Source organism: Halobacillus seohaensis (assembly GCF_042663045.1).
Taxonomy (GTDB): domain Bacteria; phylum Bacillota; class Bacilli; order Bacillales; family Halobacillaceae; genus Halobacillus_A; species Halobacillus_A seohaensis.
In genome coordinates this window covers 14,002-35,891 of the sequence record NZ_JBHSZV010000039.1, presented here as the reverse complement: position 1 = coordinate 35,891, position 21,890 = coordinate 14,002, and the positions used below count along the sequence as shown (strand labels likewise).

At 39.4% G+C, this 21,890-nt stretch carries 20 protein-coding genes and 1 pseudogene; 4 read left to right on the top strand and 17 right to left on the bottom strand.

Translation table 11 applies throughout. The features are described from left to right. Positions 1 to 64: 64 nt before the first annotated feature. From ACFQIC_RS15205 to ACFQIC_RS15175, 7 genes and pseudogenes are all read right to left on the bottom strand, one after another. On the bottom strand, positions 65 to 1,279 hold the full coding sequence (locus ACFQIC_RS15205) for a M20 family metallopeptidase (RefSeq protein ID WP_204711733.1): 1,215 nt from the start codon (positions 1,277 to 1,279) through the stop codon (positions 65 to 67). A gap of 4 nt (positions 1,280 to 1,283) precedes the next feature. Then, the gene (gene panF / locus ACFQIC_RS15200; RefSeq protein WP_204711731.1) at positions 1,284 to 2,756 is read right to left on the bottom strand and encodes a sodium/pantothenate symporter; all 1,473 of its coding nucleotides are present in this window, start codon (positions 2,754 to 2,756) and stop codon (positions 1,284 to 1,286) included. A 2-nt stretch (positions 2,757 to 2,758) separates the two neighbouring features. Beyond that, positions 2,759 to 3,040, bottom strand: coding sequence for a YhdT family protein (locus tag ACFQIC_RS15195; RefSeq protein ID WP_390217342.1), 282 nt, complete (start codon positions 3,038 to 3,040; stop codon positions 2,759 to 2,761). Between the two features lie 97 nt (positions 3,041 to 3,137). Further along, a complete protein-coding gene (locus tag ACFQIC_RS15190; protein WP_204711729.1) occupies positions 3,138 to 4,574 on the bottom strand; it encodes an aldehyde dehydrogenase family protein in 1,437 nt (478 codons plus the stop codon). A gap of 18 nt (positions 4,575 to 4,592) precedes the next feature. Then, positions 4,593 to 5,348: an SDR family NAD(P)-dependent oxidoreductase gene (locus ACFQIC_RS15185; protein WP_204711727.1), complete on the bottom strand. Its 756-nt coding sequence runs from the start codon at positions 5,346 to 5,348 to the stop codon at positions 4,593 to 4,595. Positions 5,349 to 5,351: 3 nt separating this feature from the next. Further along, a complete protein-coding gene (locus tag ACFQIC_RS15180) occupies positions 5,352 to 6,425 on the bottom strand; it encodes a tartrate dehydrogenase (protein ID WP_204711725.1) in 1,074 nt (357 codons plus the stop codon). Between the two features lie 19 nt (positions 6,426 to 6,444). After that, positions 6,445 to 6,858, bottom strand: a pseudogene (locus tag ACFQIC_RS15175) (TRAP transporter large permease subunit); the annotation flags it as partial. A 698-nt stretch (positions 6,859 to 7,556) separates the two neighbouring features. On the opposite strand from ACFQIC_RS15175, the gene ACFQIC_RS15170 reads away from it, so the two are divergent. After that, the gene (locus ACFQIC_RS15170; protein ID WP_204711723.1) at positions 7,557 to 8,255 is read left to right on the top strand and encodes a FadR/GntR family transcriptional regulator; all 699 of its coding nucleotides are present in this window, start codon (positions 7,557 to 7,559) and stop codon (positions 8,253 to 8,255) included. A gap of 358 nt (positions 8,256 to 8,613) precedes the next feature. On the opposite strand, the gene ACFQIC_RS15165 is transcribed toward ACFQIC_RS15170, so the two are convergent. The 3 genes from ACFQIC_RS15165 to ACFQIC_RS15155 all read right to left on the bottom strand — a co-directional run bounded on the left by ACFQIC_RS15165 (position 8,614) and on the right by ACFQIC_RS15155 (position 12,415). Further along, entirely contained in the window at positions 8,614 to 9,405 is a 792-nt protein-coding gene (locus tag ACFQIC_RS15165) for a hypothetical protein (RefSeq protein WP_204711721.1), read from the bottom strand. A 294-nt stretch (positions 9,406 to 9,699) separates the two neighbouring features. Then, a complete protein-coding gene (locus ACFQIC_RS15160; RefSeq protein ID WP_204711719.1) occupies positions 9,700 to 11,103 on the bottom strand; it encodes a TcaA NTF2-like domain-containing protein in 1,404 nt (467 codons plus the stop codon). A gap of 835 nt (positions 11,104 to 11,938) precedes the next feature. After that, a complete protein-coding gene (locus tag ACFQIC_RS15155) occupies positions 11,939 to 12,415 on the bottom strand; it encodes a hypothetical protein (protein WP_204711717.1) in 477 nt (158 codons plus the stop codon). Positions 12,416 to 12,695: 280 nt separating this feature from the next. Here ACFQIC_RS15155 and ACFQIC_RS15150 point away from each other — a divergent pair, with 280 nt between their 5' ends. Then, the gene (locus tag ACFQIC_RS15150) at positions 12,696 to 13,148 is read left to right on the top strand and encodes a DUF2269 family protein (protein WP_204711715.1); all 453 of its coding nucleotides are present in this window, start codon (positions 12,696 to 12,698) and stop codon (positions 13,146 to 13,148) included. A 227-nt stretch (positions 13,149 to 13,375) separates the two neighbouring features. Here ACFQIC_RS15150 and ACFQIC_RS15145 read toward each other — a convergent pair whose 3' ends face one another. The 7 genes from ACFQIC_RS15145 to ACFQIC_RS15115 all read right to left on the bottom strand — a co-directional run bounded on the left by ACFQIC_RS15145 (position 13,376) and on the right by ACFQIC_RS15115 (position 20,091). After that, the gene (locus ACFQIC_RS15145; protein ID WP_204711713.1) at positions 13,376 to 13,813 is read right to left on the bottom strand and encodes an IS1096 element passenger TnpR family protein; all 438 of its coding nucleotides are present in this window, start codon (positions 13,811 to 13,813) and stop codon (positions 13,376 to 13,378) included. Positions 13,814 to 14,060: 247 nt separating this feature from the next. After that, on the bottom strand, positions 14,061 to 15,203 hold the full coding sequence (locus tag ACFQIC_RS15140) for a glycoside hydrolase family 113 (protein WP_204711711.1): 1,143 nt from the start codon (positions 15,201 to 15,203) through the stop codon (positions 14,061 to 14,063). A 268-nt stretch (positions 15,204 to 15,471) separates the two neighbouring features. Next, positions 15,472 to 16,131 (bottom strand): hypothetical protein, encoded by a 660-nt coding sequence (locus ACFQIC_RS15135; protein WP_204711709.1) that lies wholly within the window; start codon positions 16,129 to 16,131, stop codon positions 15,472 to 15,474. Between the two features lie 206 nt (positions 16,132 to 16,337). Next, complete coding sequence (locus ACFQIC_RS15130) at positions 16,338 to 17,168, bottom strand: nuclease-related domain-containing protein (protein WP_204711707.1); 831 nt, start codon at positions 17,166 to 17,168, stop codon at positions 16,338 to 16,340. A 682-nt stretch (positions 17,169 to 17,850) separates the two neighbouring features. Then, positions 17,851 to 19,380 (bottom strand): YifB family Mg chelatase-like AAA ATPase, encoded by a 1,530-nt coding sequence (locus ACFQIC_RS15125; protein WP_204711705.1) that lies wholly within the window; start codon positions 19,378 to 19,380, stop codon positions 17,851 to 17,853. Then, a complete protein-coding gene (locus ACFQIC_RS15120) occupies positions 19,340 to 19,927 on the bottom strand; it encodes an REP-associated tyrosine transposase (protein ID WP_204711703.1) in 588 nt (195 codons plus the stop codon). Before ACFQIC_RS15120 ends, ACFQIC_RS15125 begins: the two co-directional genes overlap by 41 nt. A 41-nt stretch (positions 19,928 to 19,968) precedes the next feature. Further along, positions 19,969 to 20,091 carry a hypothetical protein gene (locus tag ACFQIC_RS15115; RefSeq protein ID WP_390217337.1) on the bottom strand — a complete coding sequence of 41 codons (123 nt, stop codon included), beginning with the start codon at positions 20,089 to 20,091 and terminating at the stop codon, positions 19,969 to 19,971. Between the two features lie 231 nt (positions 20,092 to 20,322). Between ACFQIC_RS15115 and ACFQIC_RS15110 the strand changes: the two genes are divergently transcribed. Both ACFQIC_RS15110 and ACFQIC_RS15105 read left to right on the top strand, forming a co-directional pair. Continuing rightward, positions 20,323 to 20,565, top strand: a complete 243-nt coding sequence (locus ACFQIC_RS15110) for a helix-turn-helix domain-containing protein (RefSeq protein ID WP_204711701.1) — start codon at positions 20,323 to 20,325, stop codon at positions 20,563 to 20,565. Positions 20,566 to 20,911: 346 nt separating this feature from the next. After that, the gene (locus tag ACFQIC_RS15105) at positions 20,912 to 21,526 is read left to right on the top strand and encodes a PCI domain-containing protein (RefSeq protein ID WP_204711699.1); all 615 of its coding nucleotides are present in this window, start codon (positions 20,912 to 20,914) and stop codon (positions 21,524 to 21,526) included. The last annotated feature ends 364 nt before the right edge of the window (positions 21,527 to 21,890 follow it).

The window sequence follows — 21,890 nt, the reverse complement described above, 5'->3', positions numbered from 1 at the left end:
AGAACTATGATTTCAAAGCTATTTACATATATTTCAAGTCGTGCAAGGCTAGTGGGTCAGACCCCTATAATAAAAAGTTCAAAGCTGCTTGTCTGTAGATTTCCGTTGTTTCAGCTAGTTCATCTACATCGACATATTCATTGATTTGATGCGGGACTTCTCGGTCTCCTGCCCCAATCGTTACAATCGGGACTCCAGCTAAGTGAAGGAAGGTTCCATCCGTTGCTCCTGGTACACCGTTATATACCGGATCTTTTTCCAAAACCGTTTGAATAGCTTGCGATACGGCTTTCACAACGGGTTCTTCTTTATCTGTCGATGTCCAAGGACGATCCTCGATCACTTCAAAATCAGCTTGGAAGTCCGGGTCATCTTTAGCTATCCGCTCAAAGATATGGCGGATATCTTCTTGTAAGGTTGTATGATTTTGGCCAGGTACAGTCCGAATATCGAGCGTCGTCATACATTGTTCAGGAATGACATTGATCTGAGCGTCTCCTTTGGCAGGAGCTTGTAATATCGTCGGTGTAATGCTTGGCCAACCGAGCGTCGGGTGTTTTCCTAACCGTTCTTGCTCACGTTTTTCCAGCTTTTCCAACTCTACAATTACTTTCGCCATTCGCCAGTTCGGATTGATTCCGCTCCAAGAAATTGCACCGTGGGCCATTTTTCCATACGTTTTTAAAACGATACGCATCGCTCCGCGTTGGGTAATGCACACCTGATTTTCTTCCGGCTCACATATGATGGCTCCATCCACACCCTCGGCCCATCCTTGCTTAATGAAGTGTTTAATCCCGATCATCATGCCTTCTTCGTCACATGGGATACACATAATTATTTTACCGGACCATTCTTCTTTGTCTTCTAGCATTGATTGAACGGCGGTGATCATACAAGATAAATTCCCTTTTGTATCATTGGTTCCCCTGCCATGCATACGTCCATCGATGATTTCTGCTCCGAAGGGATCGTAATTCCAAGATCCATGATCCCCTTCTGTCACCACATCCGTATGCCCTTCAAATAATAGCGTTTTTCCAGGCTTCCCTGAGTCAATCACTCCAACCACATTCGGTCTTCCTGGCTCTACTTCTTCTATATGAACGTCAATTCCAAGTTTTCTTAAGTAGTCACCAACAAAGAGAGCCGCCTTTTCTTCATTTCCCCCATCTACACCTGGCCGGTAAACGCTCGGGATTCGAACTAATTCTTGTGTTAGAGAGATCACTCTTTCACGATCTCGAATAAACCTGGTCTCCGTGCTTGTATTCTTCATTTGTTTACATGCTCCTTTCTAATTTATCCTGATTGATGTATTCATTGACCATCAAAGACTTCGTTAGCAGACTTACGGTTACAAAAGCAAAGAAGGATAAAATGATAGGAACGACAACATTGTGCATACCAAATAAATTAGGGAAAAATTGATCAACGATAATGTAGGAAGCAATACCGACGATCATAGATGCTAAGGCTCCATACTTGTTACCCGTTTCCCAATAGAGTCCTAGAACAACGGGCCAAATGAAAGTAGCTTCAAGGCCACCAAAAGCAAACAGGTTCAACCAGATTAATAGATCCGGAGGACTTAAGGCCATAAGGAACACGAGAATTCCAAGAATCCCCGTCACGCTGAAGGTCATCTTTTTCACTCTAGCGTTCGAAGCATCTGGCTTGATGTAATTCAAGTAAACGTCCTTGACAACGGCCGAACTTACAAGCAATAGCAGGGAGTCGACAGTAGACATGATTGCAGCCATCGGAGCCGCTAGTACGACGCCAGCTAACCAGGGAGGCAGCACCTCTTGAGCAATCATCGGCATCACTTTGTCTCCCACTTCAATTCCAGGTAAGATAGGGCGTGCAAAGACACCAATCAAGTGCATGTTCAACATGATGAAACCGACGACAATCGTTCCGATAATCAGCGCCCGGTGCATCGAGCGCGAATTTTTGTAGGCCATAGCCCGAACTGTGACTTGTGGTAAACCAACAACTGCTACCCCGACCAAAATCCAGAAAGATGAAACGTACGAGGGGCTTAAACCTCCATCTGCTCCATAAGGGGTGACTAAGTTAGGGTTCTCTGCAGTAAGATCTGCCATAATATTCCCAATACCGCCCCCTGCAATGATCGTAGCAATCAATAAAATCAGTGTACCACCAAACATGACCACACCTTGAACGGTATCTGTCAGTGCGACTGCTCTGAACCCTCCGATAATGACATACGTAAGGACAGAAACAGCAAAGATAAATAGTGCAGTCGTATAGTTTAATCCTGTCAACGACTCAATTAATCTTGCCCCACCAATCCATTGAGCTGCCATTGCTGAAAAAAGGAAAACAATTATACTAAATGCTGCAGTCAACACCACCCACTTGCTTTGATAGCGTCCTTTCAAGTAGTCAATCAGTGTCACTGCTTTATATTTGCGAGCCATAATGGCAAACTTTTTGCCGAGAATCATAAGGACAAAATAACCGGTAGCTACTTGCGACATCGATAGCAGCACCCAGCCGAATCCTTGGTTGTACGCTACTCCTGGACCACCTATGAAACTGCTCGCACTACCATATGTGGCAATCATTGTCATCGCGAGTATGAATCCACCTAGCTGCCGTCCTCCTAGGAAGTACTCTTGTAGAAAAGAATCCTCGGCTGTATTTTTCAATGACCTGCTCGACCAAAAACCAATAATGAAGATCGCAAGAAGAAAAATAACTAACGAGATAACAACGCCCATGTTCATGATTACTCACCTTCCTCTTCATCTAAAGGCACGTCGACAAACCAAACTTTCACTATGATGATTACAAGTAAAGTCATGACGACAAAACCGAGCACACAGCTGTAAAAGAACCATGCTGGTAATCCAAAGACATACGAATAATTTTCAGGCGTCCGACCTCCAAGACCGTATGCAAAAGCAAACCACCAAATAAAATTGAAAACAGCTAACGCAACACCAATCAATGCTTCTCGATTCGCAATCTTAAACCGATAATCCTGTTTTTTCTTCAGTTCTTTTTCCAACTCCCCATCTCCTTTTTACAAAGTTAAAACTTCAAGGGTAGAAGTTTTTCGAACCTCATTGATTCAACCGTACGTCTTCGGTAATGTCTTGTTGTAATCACATTTTTAAGGCAACATTTTTTAAAGTAGTATAATTCCTTAATGCTTCTAAACCTTTCTCTCTTCCGAAGCCACTTTTCTTGTATCCACCAAAAGGCATCTGAATACCTCCACCAGCACCATAATTGTTGATGAACACTTGTCCAGCTCTTATTTTCTTTGCGACACGATGGGCCCGACCGATGTTTTCTGTCCACAAACCTGTCACTAATCCATAGGGGGTATTATTAGCTAGCTGAATCGCCTCTTCCTCATCTTTAAAAGGAAAAACACTCAGGACAGGACCAAAGATTTCCTCTTGGGCCACTTCGCTTTGGGGATCGAGTCCCTCAATAATCGTCGGAGGCATGAAAAAACCATCTTCACAACCCTCAACATGCACGCGCTCTCCACCAGTTAAAAATGTCGCATTCTCTTTGCGGGCAATGTCCATAAACGTTTCTATTCGCTCAAATTGCTTTTGCGACAGCACTGGACCAAGATCTGGATCGTCAATCCCTCGCCCCATGTTGACGGAAAGCATCCTGTTTTTCACTTTTTCGATAAATAGCTCCTGTATATCCTCCTGTACCAATAATCTCGATCCTGCCGAACATGTTTGCCCGGCATTTTGTATCACAGATTTCACGACCCATTCGGCTGCTTCGTCCAGGTCGCCATCATTAAAAACGATATTCGGAGACTTTCCGCCGAGTTCTAAGGTTACTGGAATAATGTTTCTTGCAGCTGTCTCCATGACGACCCTACCGGTTTGGAGGGAACCGGTAAAGGTGATGTGGTTGACTTCAGGATGATTGATCAATGCCGCTCCCGCTTCTTGACCGTAACCTGTCACTACATTAAATACCCCCTTTGGTAAAGTCGTCTCATTAAACAGCTCGGCTAATTTAAGGGCAGTAAGAGGCGTGTCTTCCGCAGGCTTTACTACCACTGTATTCCCCGTCGCAATTGCAGCTGCTGTACTTCTTGATGTGATTTGGATCGGGTAATTCCATGGAATGATATGGGCTGTCACTCCTACCGGCTCTCTCACGGTATAATCCAAAATGTCGGATTGAACTGGGATCGTTTCTCCAAATATTTTGTCAGCCATACCTGCGTAATACTCGAAATACCTGGCCGCTGCTTCTACATCACTTCTTCCTTGAGAAATCGGTTTTCCTGTATCCAATGTTTCAAGTGTTGCGATTTCTTCGGCATCCCTTCTTAATTTTGACGCGATATCATTCAGAATCCTTCCCCGTCCTTCAGGGGGGAAGTCCTGCCATTCTTCTGACTCAAACGTCCTTCTTGAGGTCATGACGGCATATTCAATATCCTTTTGTTTTCCACGGGGAACCTCTTCGATTACTTCTTGATTAGCCGGATTTTTTGTTTGAAAAGTTTCCTTATCCTCACTTTCATACCATTCGCCATCCACATACATACATTTCATACCTTATCCCCCCCCTTTTTAAAGACCACGGCCACCATCTACATTCAACACACTTCCTGTGACCATTCGAGCCTCATCTGAACTTAAATACATAACCGCTTCTGCAATGTCATCAGGCCTAACCAATTCACCAAGAGGAACACTAAGCTTGAATGTTTCCTCCTTCATTTTTTCTACATTCCCGCCTCGAGGGCTGAATTTCGCTAGCATGCTTGTATCCGATGGGCCAGGATTAATCGCATTGACTCGAATTTTGAATTCGGCAAGTTCAATCGCTAAAGCTTTCGTAAAAGCGATCGCTCCGCCTTTTGAGGTCACATATGCATTCAGTCCTGGACGAGGGCGTTCGGCGGCAATCGAGGCAATATTGGTGATTGCTCCAACCCCTTTGGCTTTCATGACTTTCACTACTTCCTTATTGATTAAAAACAAAGAGGTGGTATTGACCGCCATAAGCTTATTCCATTCAGCCAAATCGAGTTCATCAATATTGGTTGCTGCCTGAGCCATTCCAAGAGCATTAACTAGAATGGAGATGTCTCCAAGAAAATTGGACGCTTCGTCTACGGCCTCGCTTACTTCCTCTTCATTAGTAAGATTAGCGGAACATCGCATGAACTGACCTTCGTATTCCTTGTCCAATTCTTCTAAAGCATCTACATCAAGGTCGAGAGCCGCTACTCTAGCTCCCTTCTCTAAGAAGCGTCTAGTGATGACTTTTCCCATGCCGCCATTGGCTCCAGTTACTACAACCGTTTTATTTTGAAAATTCATAGGTTACCTCCTATATTGGTGATTTATTTGTTGCACGATAGCATCCCCCGTTTCAAATGTTCGTGCGTTTCCTCCTAAGTCTGGGGTCAAAACTTTCTTGTCTTCGATCACATTTTCAATCGCCGTCATGACAATAGAGGACAAGTCTTTACGACCTAGATGTTCAAGCATCAAAGCCGCAGACCATATTTGAGCAATTGGATTGGCGATTTGCTTCCCACTGATATCAGGCGCAGAGCCATGGATTGGTTCAAACATTGATGGAAAGTTTCGTTCTGGATTGAGGTTCGCCGATGGAGATAAACCTAAACCACCGACTAGCGCAGCACCGAGGTCTGTTAAAATATCTCCAAATAAATTCGAGGCAACGATGACTTCATATGTTTCTGGACGTTGTACTAAATGCGCCACAAGAGCATCGATATAGACATCCTCGACCATGATTTCGGGATAAGAGGAAGCTACTTCTTCCACGGCCTCATCCCACAATTTCATTGAATGAACGATCGCATTTGATTTTGTTGCATTGACGACTTTTTTCACATGATTCTTCTCCGCATACTCGAACGCGTAACTAGCCAAACGTCTGACGCCTTTTTTAGTGATCACTGTATTTTGAATCGCTATTTCCTCATCTGTTTGCTGATATAGTCGCCCTCCAATATTCGAATATTCTCCTTCTGCGTTTTCACGATAGACATAAAAATCAATCGGGCCATTCGCATTAATAGGGCTTTTTACTCCCCGCAATTGCTTTATTGGTCGAAGGTTCACATATTGTCGGAAATTTTTCCTGATCGGCATGATCAACTCCCAGATGGGTATATGTTCAGGCACACGCCGATCACCAATCGCCCCAAAAAAGATGGCGTCATAGTGTTGCAATGTGGATAATCCATCTTCAGGCATCATACGGTTATGTTTCAAGTAGTAATCGGAATTCCAATTAAAAGTGGTACTTTCAAACTTGAACGTCGAATCGACATCAGCCAAGGCCTGTAAAACTTTCATCCCTTCGTTGATGACCTCAGGTCCGATTCCGTCACCAGGCAATACAGCTATGTTATAGATTTTCATTAGGACACTCCTCGCTTTGTTATTGAATGAACCATAGACTTAAGAATGGTAGAAATGAAACGATCAATACATCAATGACCATAATGATAATGAACGGTATGATGGCACGAACCAAACTCTCAAATTTTGTACCGGCAATATTTGCAGCAACAAACAAGTTGACTCCAACGGGTGGTGTAATGAAGCCGATGGCCAAATTAACAATCATGATAATTCCGATATGAGTAAGGTCAATTTCCATCGCACTAGCAATTGGTACAAGAATCGGTGTAAGAATGATGATGGCAGCTGATGTTTCAAGGAAAATCCCCACAAAAATAAGTAATAGATTAATAATCAACAAAGCAATGATCCAGTTATCTGTCACTCCGAGCATCGCATCTGTCAATTGAGCCGGAATCCGCTCACGGGTCAAGTAGTATCCAAAAGCTGATACACACCCGCGACAACCGTCGCTTCTGTATCTGTAAATATGCCTACATATAAGCGATGAGAAGGAGAAGCAAAAAACGTTCAGTTCAATGATTCAATCGTTCATTATTTGATCCGACGTTATGGCGTCTTGATTTTATTGGGTTGGCCAGGCAAACAATGGCGGAAACTTCTTTACTATTTTCAGGAAAGACAACACAATCTGGCTTAGATGGTTTGAGATAATCTTCATCTTTTCCGTGTTGTTCTAAAATGCTTCGGTGTCACTCTGTCTCTCGACGTTATTTGTATCAATTCCTATAATAACTTTAATGTTCTCACTCTTTTTATGTAATACTTGCTTCGTGCTCGAGACTTTCCTCATTTAAATCTCATCTATGCAAGGGACAGTGGAAGATATCCAAGATTTAATAATGCATACATCATACATATGATGTAGTATATATAGTATATTATCTGAATTTTCACAAATTGTAAATATATTTTACACAAAATTAAAACTTTTCAAAATATTCATTTGTTTTATGTAGGGTTGATTGTGCGAAGATGGGAATCTAATCGTTTCACGAATTCCATTCGTTCCTTGCTGAAGAATCTCGGCAGGTCTAATTTTGACAAGAGTTTACCAACCCAGGATTATCCTTTTTAGTTCAACAGCATCGTTTAACAGATTAAAAAATAATGGTGAGGATGATGAAAATGACCATCACTTTCGATAGAATACACACTAGTCAAACGAAATCTATGGGAATCGTATCGCTGATCAAAGACTATTTGATTAATGGAAGATTGAAGCCTGGAGATAAATTACCAACAGAAATGGAGTTGATCGAGCAGTTAGGCGTGAGTCGGACACCTGTCCGTGAGGCCATAAAAATTCTCGAGTCTATCGGAGTTATTCAAATCAAGAGAGGCGAAGGAATGTTTATTACAGAAAGCTCCTCCGAACTTACGATGAATCCTCTTATATTCAGCTTAATAATGCATAGTCATAACATGGAACAACTGATTGAATTCCGTCAGCACTTCGAAGTCCTTTTAATGAACAGTATCATCACTAAAAAAGAGAAGAATCTAGATAAAATTGAAGCTGTTTACCTTTCCCAAGTTGAGCGGATGAAACCAGAGCTAACCCCTGAAGAGCTCGTCGATATTGATTTAGAGTTTCACTACGCCGTTTTACAGGAAACAGAAAATCCGTTCACGATTGAAATCGGTCGAACGATTTATGAATTAATACGACCGAAGATGATCCACTTTAATAACTCCAGGAGCATCGAGCGTACCCTGGCGACACATAAAGAGCATTTGGATTTATTGAAAGGAAAAGAAACATTTGACCCCACTGAAACTGTTACTAAAAGGATCCGAAATAATGAGGAAATGATTAAAGAATAAAACGATATCAGCCTAACAGATAAATGAATTGCCCCCTGTCAAGTAGATAGTTAAGATAATAAAAATGATCTAATTGGCTTTTGCTCCATTTTCTATAGGGCTGAGGCCGTTAGTCATGTTTGTAATTTTGTAATCGTTCATGATTATAAATATTGTGTGTTCTCTTCCACCACAAAACAAAGTTCTTCAAACATATCATACTTATGTAAATCTTACTTTTTTTATCTTTGTGGGTATCTAAAAAGATTCTATCGCGTATAAAAATCCCTGGTTCTAACTGCGCACTGACAGCATGAGAACCAGGGATTTTTTCATATTCACTTTAACACTTTAACGCACCGGGGGTCAGACCCCATAATCAAAAGAAGGATAGGAAAGATTCAATTTCATTCAAAGTATCCGATATGATCCAATTCCAAAATAAATAAGTAACGACCATAATGATTAAACTAGTGCCCGTACTCCAATAAAATACATTCTGCTCTGCTTTAAACGTTAATCCGTAGTGATAGATGAATAAAGCTGGTACTAATATAAGAACAAAAAATGCGGATCCTCCTAATAAAAGCAGCGTCATAGACACGGCACCGCTCAGACCGAAGATAATCGCAAGAACATTAATTGCAGCAAAAGGTGTAATCAATCCGCCATATTGAGCAATTAAACGTTTGACGTTCAGCTGCAGATCCATGAATCTAGCAATAACAAATAGAGCAACTAAACAAATGACGATCCCTATCAAGGAAACTAGAAATAATCTCGAACTCACACTGAAGAAAGGCAGAGACTGATCACCTAGACCAAATCCCAATTGTTTAAATAGAGAATTTGCTAAGAAGTAAATGCTGAGGGAAAATGCAACCATATAAATAATGAGCGTAGCAAGTCCTTGAGCAAATGCCGTTTCCCCTGCACGAAAGGCTAATGAAGGCTGTTTCAAAAAACGAAGTGCCCATTGTCCGTAATCTCCAGAGAACTTCTTGACTTTCTCGAATGAATCCGAGGTGTTCGTAACCGGCTTGTCTTCCATTGTGGCAGCAGACGCGGCTTGTTCCGTTTCAACAGACGTCCCCGCTTCACTCATCGGACCGCCACAGACCCCGCAGAACTTTCCTGATACTTGTTCATGGTGACATTGTGTACATTTCATCAAACCATCCTTTATTATGAATTTTTTTATGCGTATACGCCCTTTGTATGTATGGAAAAATACAAGAATAGTGAAAGCAATAAGTACTGTCCAGAGCCGTATACCTTTCCTTTCTATCCTTATTTCCTAAGATTAAAATCATCCTCAACAAGTATTTATACATATGGAAGTATACATTCAACTTAGCTATGTCCAGAGAAACGGTCCTTGTATCGATCTCTGTAAAACTGAGCTTTTGCCTCCCAAACCAATAGGAGGTTTCATGCCTCATATCATACAATCAGCTATCTTTCTCTAGGTTTCATCGGTATCAATCTTCGTGATCTTAAATCCATCCTCCGTATTTATGACGGTATATTCCATGACGCGATCATGATGGCTCTGATCCCATTCGTGGTTCGTGAAGATAAACTTCTCATTCGCTGTTACTATCACCGTATCTTCGTCTGCCTGCTCAGAAGAAAGTATTTCATCTTCCGTGAATTCAAATTCAAACCCTTTATCTTCTAGATTCCCTACATATTCCCCCAGCTCTTCATCGGCATCACTGCCTGTTTCCATATAAAAAGATACGATACTATAGTCGCGGTTGTTCAACGCATCTTCATACATATACCTGAAGTCGAGCACATGAGCCTCTGCGCCTGCTGCCAGGTCCTCATCCGTAGCTTCTTCACTTTCTTCTTGCTCTTCTTCTGCATAAATCTCTACACTTTCCTCTTCTTCAAAATAAAAAATGAGGGCTCCCCAGTACAGAGCATCTTGATTCATTTCTTCACTTTTATGAACTTCTCCGTCTTCATCTTTCCATTCGGCATGAAGGATCACTTCTTCATCAGGAAAAGGCCCAAGCTCTTCATACTCTCCTAATGTTTTCTCCGTATTTTCTCCATTAATGAATAAAACAGCGTCTTCCTGATTGGTGTCCACCGAAACTGTTTCATTTGAAAATAAAACATTGATTTCTGATTCATTAGAACCGTTCGGATAAACATCGATGGTATTCGTATATTCAAACTCACCAAATGCATTGGCGGCAGCTCCATTCACTTCATATTGACCAGGATATGCGAGAGCGACGTCCACATATTTTTCTTCTTCTTCAAGCTCCACCGTTTGCTCTTCAAAAGTAAATGTTGTATCCTCCATATTTGATGCAGCTAGCACCTGATTAGGAATGCCTTCAATCGTGTAGGAATGATATAAGCCTGGAACGATTGTATTCTTTTTTATATTGAAGATCTTATTCCCACCATAATCACGAATAGCAAAATCGAACAGTTGATTGCTGTCATCTTGAAATTTCTCCAATAATTGATCACGAATACTTTCCCAGTCCGATCCTTCTATAAATTCTAAGTATTCCTCTTTATGAATGACGGCGTTATCCTTCAGTTCCACATATTCAAAAAAACGGTCCGCATCTTGTTCAGTCATCGCTCGGTCCATTGCTTGAACGGTTTGCAAAGGATCGATCCAATTCGAGATCATAAAGTGTGCACCAATTAGGAGGGCAGCTGCCACAAAAACAGATAGAAAGGTAAACTTTCTTTTCCTGGACATCGGTTTCTTCGGAATTCTCTGTTTCTGTTCACTTTGGGCTGAAGGAGCTTGGTCCCCTTCCTGTTTAGCTCCACAAGCCGTACAAAATGTCTGGTCATCAGATAGCGGCTCCCCGCACTTTGTACAATATCCCATAGATTCTCTCCCTTCATAAAATTAGTATTGTTAAAATGATGATTAAGGAAGGGTAGTATCGATTAGATGGACGAACATTAATACTGTTCTATCTCATCAATCAACCTTTTCCTGATCACACGCTAAAGTTCGACAAACAAAGAAATCGGATTACCGAAATAAGGTTCAGGATAAACCTCTAAAAGCACTGGTTTCTATAAATCTTCCACCCTTCTGCAAATTGCCCATTTCAACGGCTTCAAACCAAATTCAGTTGATTAGTTAAACCTCCAAAGCTATAACCTCCGCGTCATCCGAAAATATAGAGAAGTACTAAACTACCTAGTATTGCCCAGATGAAGATTGTAAGCAGTTTGCGCCCCTGTTGTTTACTCTCCACAGTACTTGTCAGACTTCTAGAACTCCTCTCCACATTGGACGCAATATCGCCTATCCTTTCATTAAAGGAGATCACATGAGGAACAAACCTGTCGCCCCACAACCTCCACAATATTTGGCACATGAATCAACCAACTGCTTTATGTCCTCACCTCCCCTGCTAATAGACTATGCAAAATAATAATACATAAGTATTTAATACTATAAAAATTCTAAAACACTTCTAAAAAAACAAAAAATACCAATTTTAAAGATGTTTTCTAATGTTCATGAGTACTCACCTGATAGTTTTAGACGAATCACCTCCTGTTTCACTTTTTCCGGGTAATATGTTTTCTTTACCATAAGAAAAACACCTCCAAGTGTAAAAGATAGTTTTACATTTGGAGGTGTTTTATTCAGGGGCTCTCTAACAAATTAGGTTGTTTTTCTTTCTTACTGTCGCAATCGTGAATTATCATTCTACATTTGCTACATTGGGATTGAACGCAGAAAACACCCCATCAGGATTTCCTTGCCAAACCCAAGCATGTAAAGCATAAGAACCAGGGAAAGGTCCGTCATCGAATTCTTGACCAAATAATGATGGACGTTCTCCACCTGGAGACAAGTATTCAACAGCTACTAATTTATAGCCGCCATTTTTCTTAGGGTCATAGACAAGAACTTCAGGAGCTAATGGGTCAAGGATACCGTTACCTACTAAATCATCATTTTTTAAATGAATACCCATATTGGGAACTACATGGTAATCGGTGTCATACCCATCTTCAAAGGCAGATTCAATGTCATGATATTTAGTTGTTACTTGCCGAACTTCTGCAAGCTGCTTCGATACATCCGGTCCATAGGATTGTGCACTAACCGCAGTAGGTAGAACAAAAGTCAATGCAAAGGCAATAGCTAAGTTCATTATTAAAAAGCTTCTCTTCATAAAAACACCTCCTTTTCAAATTGCAACGTATTGGTTCTTAATAAAGCATAAACCATCACTCTTTTAAGAACAACATTAAAAACATAAATAACATAGAAAAGATGTTAATGATGTATAGACTTTCTTATTTGGTTATACGTTTCAGAGATTTAATCTTCACTAAATTACTCTTTACAACCAAACCTAAGACAAGTTATCCCAATATTTTAAATTAAAATGAAATACTTCTGTATATGTAAGAATATAAATTCAGGGAAATTAAAAAGGAGGATGATTAAGAATGACACTTTATGGAATTATTATTGTTATTCATCTTATTGCTGCAGTTTGTAGTTTAGGGGCAGTATTTGCAAACCCATCTATTATGAAAAAAGGAACAACCGTTGTAAAAGCAAAACAGGCATTAGAAACTGCTAAAGAAGTAGAAAAGCATGCAAAGATTGGAAGTATCACTTTACTTCTAACTGGTCTTTTACTAGGAATGTTGAATCCAAGTTTATTTACACAAGGTTGGTATATTGTTGCACTAGCTTTGTATTTAGCAGTTCAACCAGTTGTTGCTTATATGATTCCTAAGAGAGCTGAAAAATTGCATTTCATGTTAGAAAAGCATGATAGTGATGATTTGCCAGATGAGTATCTGCCCATTGCAATGGAAATTGGTAAGTTAGATAATATAGCTAGAGTAACCATATTTATTTTAATAATCTTAATGTCATTAAAACCGTTTTAAAAGAAGTTAAAAAGAAAAGCCCAAACATGCTTATTTTATGCATGTTTGGGCTTCGTATTTAATTACTCAGGAGTGCCTTTTTTCATTGGTAAATGTACTGGCGATGTGTGATAAATCTATTGGCGTTCATTGGTATAAAAGATGCAAGGGTGGAAGTTGTTATTTTACTGGGGGTTAGGATTTTCGAGGAGAAGTTAATGCTACTAGGGGCAGGCACGAAAAAGTCGCTATTTTTCTACCATCTCCTCCACCTCTATCTCCACTCGCCACTCCGCACCATAGTCATAAATATAAAGAATGGTATCACCTTGTTTCAATCCTGTTTCGCTAAGCGTGACTTCATCTGCTGGTTGTCCCGACATCCAATCTTCCGGACTACTAATGGAAGGTTCCGTCCAGGCTTGCCCGGTCATGAAGAAGCTGTACAAATGATCATTCCAAAACCCATATGCTTCCTGAAGCGCATTATGAAGATCTTCCATAGTGTATTCCGCTGAACATTGGATTTTAGTCGTCGCATCCCCAAGCGTTGTTCGGAACGTGTATGTACCTTGAAACGGCTCTTCAATTTTTCTCGCAAACGTTTGTTCAAGATCTTCGGCTTCGAACAAATCTTTGAAAATATCAATAAAACTATTATCCTCATCGTCTTGGTAGAAGAACAATCCATACTGTTCGGAAACCTATTCCCACCGTACACTAGCACGTACACCTTTTCCAAAAATACCCAATATGTAATTGTTAAAAATTCTACAATATGTCGGTTTAATGTACCGGGGATCCCAGATTCTTAGCAAATAACCATATTTAAAATCCCTGGATCTAGCTGTTGCACTGACAGCATAAGAACCAGGGATTTTCCGTGTTCACTTTAACGCTTTAACGCACCGGGGGTCAGACCCCAAAATGCGGTCATTCATCAGTAAAATCATTTAAATAATGTTGTTTAATTACTTTTTCTGTTGGTAAATCAAGCGGAGAATAGTCTATGACTTCCGGATCCTGACCCAACGTAACACACCACCAGTATATGCCTTCACTCATAGGTTGCAAGGCATTAAATGTTGCCTCATAGTAATTTGCTTGGGCCTGACCGTCCAGCTCACCATCAGGTATGCTCCATGCATAAGGTTGTCGATAGGCTCCATCAACAGGTATCATTCCTGCTTCAGTAATGATAATTGATTTGTGGTTCTGTAAAGTGTTCAGTTCACTTGTCCATTTAGCCCATTCGTTTTCTAATGTCTCTATACTGGCACCATTAGGAGCCTCTAAAGGAAAATAGGCGTCAATGCCTACATGATCTAATAAATGAACAAACTCAATTGTTGAAATATCCTTCACGGTATCCCAATTAAATGAATAAATTAATTCCCCGTCATAATTTTCACGTAATTCTTCAATAAGCTTCACCCACTCGTCACTGTATCGGTTTTGCAGAGAACTAAGCTCTGTTCCAATATTAAAGAATTCAACGTTAGTAGATTGTGCCAACACAGCGTATTGAAGTAATAATGAACGATAACTATTAAACCATTCCTCAGGATCTGTGGGCTGAATTTGTCCTCTCCAATACCCAGATGACATCAAACTTTGTTCATCTAATATAGGCCGAATCATAACACTTAAATCTTCTGCATGAGCTCCTTGAATTAAATGTTTTAATTCAGAATTGGTAGGTGTAATGGTAGGATCGCTTTTCACATGATTTGCTTGCCAATCTTTTTGATAAAAAGGAAATGTAATCGTGACACTATTTATCCCTAAGCTCTTTAAGTGTTTAAACATTTTTTTCCCCTCGGAAATATCAGGATGACCATATACCAATAGAGTCATTCCTGCTTGAAACTCATTACTTTCATATTTGCGGTCTATCATTTGCTCCTTTGATTCGATTTCAGATTCAAGATTACTGATATTTTGAGCTTCTTTCACATTTTCTTTTTCCACAATATCCTCAGAATCCGTTGATAAATAACCTTGTCCAAACCAAAATACAAGTACTAGAGATGCAACAATAAATAAAATAATAAGAATTCTACTACTACTAGTCACGGATTCCTCTCCTTTGCTAACAGTTTCAAACCAAACGGGACACTAAAGAACGGTACTGCATCATCATGTCATTAATGTATGTTAAACAAAGTATTGCCAATATAACCAGCCGAACCCTGTGATCAACACATTCCTCACATTAGGATTAACTTTACCATTTATATACTCTTTATATTTTTCACTGAAGTATTTTAAGTATATCAGAAACTATACTCTAACAATCAAATTAAAAAAAGATAATACCTTCTATATGTATTACCTACGTTCCCTAATATACAATTTCAATCTCATCATACGTAACCATATATTGAAAATCCGAGTTACTAATTTTCTCTTTTATTTGTTGATTTATGTTTAGAAATTTGTTTACTTTTTTAAAATAACGACTCTTTCTATCAGGTTCCCTGTAGATAGAAATCAATTGAGCAAAATCTTCTTGGTTGGAATCGCTCCTGTAAGTACCGTATAAAAGTGCATCGTTACTAAAAAAGTATCTATCATTTGAAAACGGACTAGCTTTTGTAATAGAAAAGTAACTTCTTTCTACAAAATCGTATAGATCGTGGTCCATTCCAACAAATGTTACTTTGGAATTCCCCGGTAGTTGTTCAATAATAGCAGAAGCCCACAGCAGCGAAAGTTCCCCTCTGTTAGCATCCATTTTCTCAGTAAAAAAAGAATCATAGGCAGAAAAAATCAGCTGATCTACTTTTGAAAAATGTTGTCTAGATTCTTTCACCTGCTCCTTAAGATACTGCAAACTTGATAATGCACGTTCACTTGCAATGATGAATTTGCTTCTTGCTGCATCTAACTCATAGTCAACTTTGAGTAAATCAATCAAGCTTTCCTCTTTAATATAGAGGACTTTACTGAACTGGGACAAATAATTTAAGTAACGATTTTCCTGATCCTCCACTACTCTCATTTCTTTTGCAATCGTGTCTGCGAGGCTTAAGAATTCTTCCCCTCTACCTTCATACGAGAATAGGCAACATTACGAACAGTAAAATCTTCACCAAGAATACTCCACATGATATCTTTTTTCGGTTTTCCGGTTCTACTACTCATTTGGAGAACTTCCCTGCGCCATGATCCATATTGATTTCTTCCCTTCACTCTGATTTCATATCACTATTGAGCTTTCTTCTGATGGTCATAACAATAAATCTTCCCGTTAAACCGTTTCTTATTTCCCAAGCAAAATGCTTTCACCTTATTTGAAACAGGCTTTTGACATATGATGCAACTTTGCCCGATGGAGTCATCCTGATTGCTACTCTTTTTAATTAATTCTATATGTTTCTTTCGTAAAAGAGGATCAGTAATATTTGCTTTTTCTAATTGACTATACATCAGTTGAATATCCTCTTCTGTATATATTGGATCACCATTTAATAACTTTTCCACATTCATTTTTCTATGTATGAACTCTGATAACTCTGTATCATAAACAATTAAAGCATCAGACTTAATGTCCCTTAGCTCTAAATCTACCTTGAAAGTACAGCGACGAGTAAAGGATACTAACGAAAACATTTTTAATTCTTTCTTCATATTTAAAGAAGATTTTACTGCTTCTACATGACCATAATTCTGAAAAAATGGATTTAGCATTCTGAATTTATAATTAACGCTCCAGCTCTTCTCGTTCTTTTTCCCTTTTATGATTCCTTCATAGTTCTTTGTTTCGATGATAAAAAGGCCGTAGGGTGTAAACACAACATGATCAATTTGCGAATAACCAGAACGCGACTTCGGGTTCTCGATCATAAAATCACTCAAATAACGATATTCTTTAGGAAGTTGATCTAGCTGAATATTAATCTTGTATTCTCCTAGCTCACCTATCCTAGTTGCCTCAATTTTAGGCTTTTGGCCTCTACCTTTATTCACCTTGACACTTTCAGGTTTCTTTGTCTCTTTCTTTCCAACAAATAACTTCTTAAATAATTTCCCTAGCATGTTAGTCCCCCTAAAAGTTTTTTCGGATGAGAATGTGTAAAAAAAGTTCATTTAATTACTATCATTATTTCTCAATCCTTACCCCTATTGAAGATTAAGCTTCAATATTTGAATATACCTTCCGCGCAATTCTTTTTTACTAATACCATTTACTCATTAAATAAAATTACTAAATAATTGTACCAAAATAAACCAATAAAATATATCTTCTTTCGATACCAACCTAAGAAAACACGCTCAACATTCCTAGGAAAAAATTAATAGAAAAAGTCAAAAATGAGGGTGATTAAGTGACAAAAAATCTCGCCCCTTTATAACTTAATAAGATGGGATTAGCTCAGATCTAATCTAGTATTCCATGATAAGTGTCTTACAAAATATAGCTTAAAAATTCGTTTGTTATGGGATGGGATTGAAAAAAATAAATCCTTGTAGAGATCTTTCTCCACAAGGATTTCCTATAACCGGCTTACAACAACGAGGGTAATTATGATTTACAGATTGATAAAAGGTGCTCTTCCTGTAGTACTTTCATCTTATTAATGATCAATAGAAGCTCTTACTCTTCCTCAGTCCTAGCACATCGTAAACAAAGTCCTCCTGAGTAATCGTTTCTTACCATTCATCTAAGTTTTGATAGATTTCTATGTAGGATCAAGTAAAATAGGTAAACTACTTTACTTTAACGTATTAACTCACTAGACGTAGACGTGTTCAGACTCCGATAACTCATTGCTTCAAGTAAGGCTTTCTCCGTAATATCCTCCTCCTGATCAAGATCAGCCACGGTTCTAGCTGTTCGTAAGATGTTAACTTGCACGCGATTACTCCAGTGATGGATCTGGCTTTGGGTTTGGAGGAGTTCTTGCAGTGATGCGTTCAGTGGAGAGGTTGTTTCTAGGACGTCTAAGGAGGTCGTAGCGTTGGTTATGGGTTGGTTGTAACGCTTATACTGTTTTTCTCGTGCTTGAGTGACGATTTCTTTCATTTTATCTGAAGACATCGGTTTTTGGGTGGTGGATATAGTTAACGTGATGGGGTTTAGCTGGAGGTGAATATCCATCCGATCAAGAATTGGGCCAGATAACCGTTGTTTGTAAGAATGGACTTGCTTAGGTGTGCAAATGCAGTAATTGGTTCGTGATCCGTTATGCCCGCATGGACATGGATTGGTCGCACCAATCATAATAAAACGTGCCGGATACGTAACAGTACCGCTCACTCGGCTAATCGTCACCTTTCCTGCTTCTAAAGGCTGTCTTAACATATCCAAGGTCTTTTTTGGAAATTCCGACATTTCATCAAGAAAAAGCACACCACCATGAGCTAGTGATACCTCACCTGGCTTCGGCACGGTGCCTCCTCCTACAAGAGATACGGAAGACGCCGAATGGTGAGGATGACGATATGGAGCATGGGAAGTGAGGGCTTTTGATTCATGAGCCAATTGATAAAGACTGAAGCTATCCACCATCGTTTCTTCTGTCATATTAGGAATGATAGATGGAAATGCAGAGGCAAGCAAACTTTTTCCACATCCCGGGGGACCACTCAGTAACACATGATGACCACCAGCCGCAGCGACCATTAAGGCCCGCTTCGGGAATTCATGGCCGATAATTTCGGAAAAATTCGTATAGCCAGGAGAAGATGACACGTTTTCTTTTACCATAGGAGTAGAAGGAGGAAATGATAGAATCGCCTGACCATTTAAATGATCAATGACTTCTTGCAAGTGCTGAACAGGAATGAGCGCCCCTTTATCATGCAGCGCTTCGATTCCTTTCATTTCACTCGGAACATAAATGTGCTTGTACCCTAGTTGCTTAGCCTGCATGACAGCCGCTAGCATTCCTTCTGTTTCATGAATCGATCCATCGAGCGACAACGTGCCGATAAATGCTGTCTTTTGAGGGATATCTGTGGCAAGTTGAGCTGTTTCCTTAAGGACAGCAATCGCCATGGCAAGGTCGGACATTGGTCCACTTTTCTTCTGTTCCGTTGGGGAAAAAAGAACAATAAGATGACGGCCAGATATATCGGCATAAACTGAATTTAACGCTCCACGAATTCGATCTTTTGACTCTTTCATCGATGTATCTGGTAAACCGATCACAGATATCTGTTCCACACCTTCAAGAGATTGCACCTCTACCCTAACTTCATATCCTTCAAGACCTTTCAATCCAATGCTTTTGACTATTGTCGCCATCGTTTACGCCCTCCTTCCCATCCACATAGTTTTGATACTTTTTATGAGATGGTTCTGTAAATAATCCAAGAATCAAGTCTTTCGTTAAAACTGGCTGTTCTTTGTCTGGACATAGATATGTTGAGTAACTGCTCCATGGGTAAGCAACAGCCTTAGATACCATTTGGGCATGCAGTGGATTCAAATGAATATACTTGCTCGCTTCTAGTAAATAGGAATTGGAATTAATTAACGCGGCATGGTATCTTCCTTGAAAAAGATGCCCCGTTACTTTATGACGCTTATTAAAATAAATCGCATAACGAGTATGAACGAATTGAATGATCTGGCTTAAGGGTTGGTGGATCGTTTCGATTAACAAGTGAACATGATTGTCCATGAGGCAATATGCATGAAGGTGAAACGTGACTTCCGTTTGGCACAGAAGTATACATGCTAGATATTCTTCAAAATCGGCATCATCGTAAAAAATATCAGCCTTACGATTTCCACGAGCTGTTACGTGATAAATAGCTCCTGGGTACCATGTGCGAGGATTCCTCGACATACTACCAACTCCATTTCTACCTCGTTTCCCTTTCATGTAACCTAATCATAACTTTTTTGTGTAGTAGTAACGAAAACCAAATCATCAACTTTCAGGGATGAACCGGCTGCGAAATTCTCTTTTTCTTTAAGAGGAAATAGCTTTTCTATTGTTGCTGTTTTCATACATTATTGATTTTTATATATTTTGAATTTTTTCAGGGATTTAAGATATCCCTTTCACCCCGTGATTCGAGATTTTTTGATTACTTATTCAAGCAAATAATGGCCTGTGTTAAGGCCAAAAAACCAGAAATTCTTCTAAAAAAGAAAAAAACACACACTATTTTACATTTATTGGATAAATGAGACTATCAGTCCGTGGAAGGATTCTCTACATCATAAGAAGATTTTAATATGACATATGATTATGATGACAAAGTTCGAAAAACACTTGGCAGCCAAATCAGATCCATTCGCATGGAAAAAGAACTATCACAAGAAGAACTAGCCTTAAGAGCAGGAATCGATCGAACGTACATCAGTTCCATTGAAAGAGGACTCAAAAACCCCTCGCTCCCTATTATTTATCGAATCGCACACGAGTTAAAAGTGAAACCAGCTACCCTAATTGTACCGGTTAAAGGGAACCCTGATTAATTGATAAAGCTCGTTAAAGGGGGGGTAAGTAAAGGGCAAGGACACAAAGAAAAATGAGGGGAATGAATATTTTTCAGAACGAATGGCTTTACTTACATATCTACAAACATAAAGGAGTGTTTAGACTCTATTGGTTATAAGGTGGAAGCTGATGAGAAAGGAGAAGCTATACAAAGCATGATCAAAATGCTTAAGGAGGAGCATTATAGCAAATTTCACAGCTTAAGAATAGACCTGATAACTAAGCATATGTATTACTCAGTTATCAGGCCTTTTGTATGTGTTATTTAAAGGGAAAAGACTAATTCTTTATCGCTTAACGTGACTATGAAAAGAGGATGATTCAATGGGAAGAACAACAATTGCTCAGTGGAAAGACTTTAAAGATTCAAAAGTACCAGCTATTTTAGATACGAGATGTCCAGAATGCAAGAGAAACCGAAAAATGTTTGCAACAAACCATGTGTGGAATCACAACCACACTCAGCTTATGATCACCATTACTTGTACCCATTGTTCCAGTCAAAGGGAATCTTGGGTACAAAACGTTACCAACACTAGTTGCCAACTCACTATGGCAGAAGAAATAATAGAACCATCAGAAACAACCAGCCCTGACCAACTTTATCAACAAGCCGTTCATAGCTTTCACGAAAAAGATTTCCAAGAAAGCAATCATCTGATCTATCAAGCCATCTACCAACTCTTACAATTCATCACTCTAGACGAAGATCCAATTAACAAACCTTTACTACAATTGCTTAGGAAATTACCAGACACGATTAATATGCACGCCTATTTTGATGAGTTGATCTTCCAAATGGAAAAATATCAAATCTTACGCCCTAAACAAGAAAACCTCATGATCATATTCGAAATCTATGAACTATTAAGGACTGTTAGTAGAACAACACCAGAAAGGTTTATGGAGATTAGTGAAAGCATGGATTTAATGAGATAAGATACGGACCACTTTGCGGATTCAAAACCTCGCAAGGTGGTCCATATTTATAGGAAACTCTTAACACTTTTCGATAAAAATCCCTAGTTCTAGCTGTTGCACTCACAGCATAAGAACCAGGGATTTTTTTATATTTACTTTAACGCTTTAACGTACCGGTGGTCAGACCCCAATATTTAGATAGATGGAATAAAAGAATGTTTTATTACGCACAATAATTAGGTGAATTTGTGTGATGTTAAAAGAGATGGATAGACTAGACAGTAGGATTCAACAGTGAAACAAGAATTATTTCTAATTGTTGAAGCAACTAGCTTAGATAGCCAGGATACCCTGCGCCGTAGTCAAAAATCAGACCAACTCA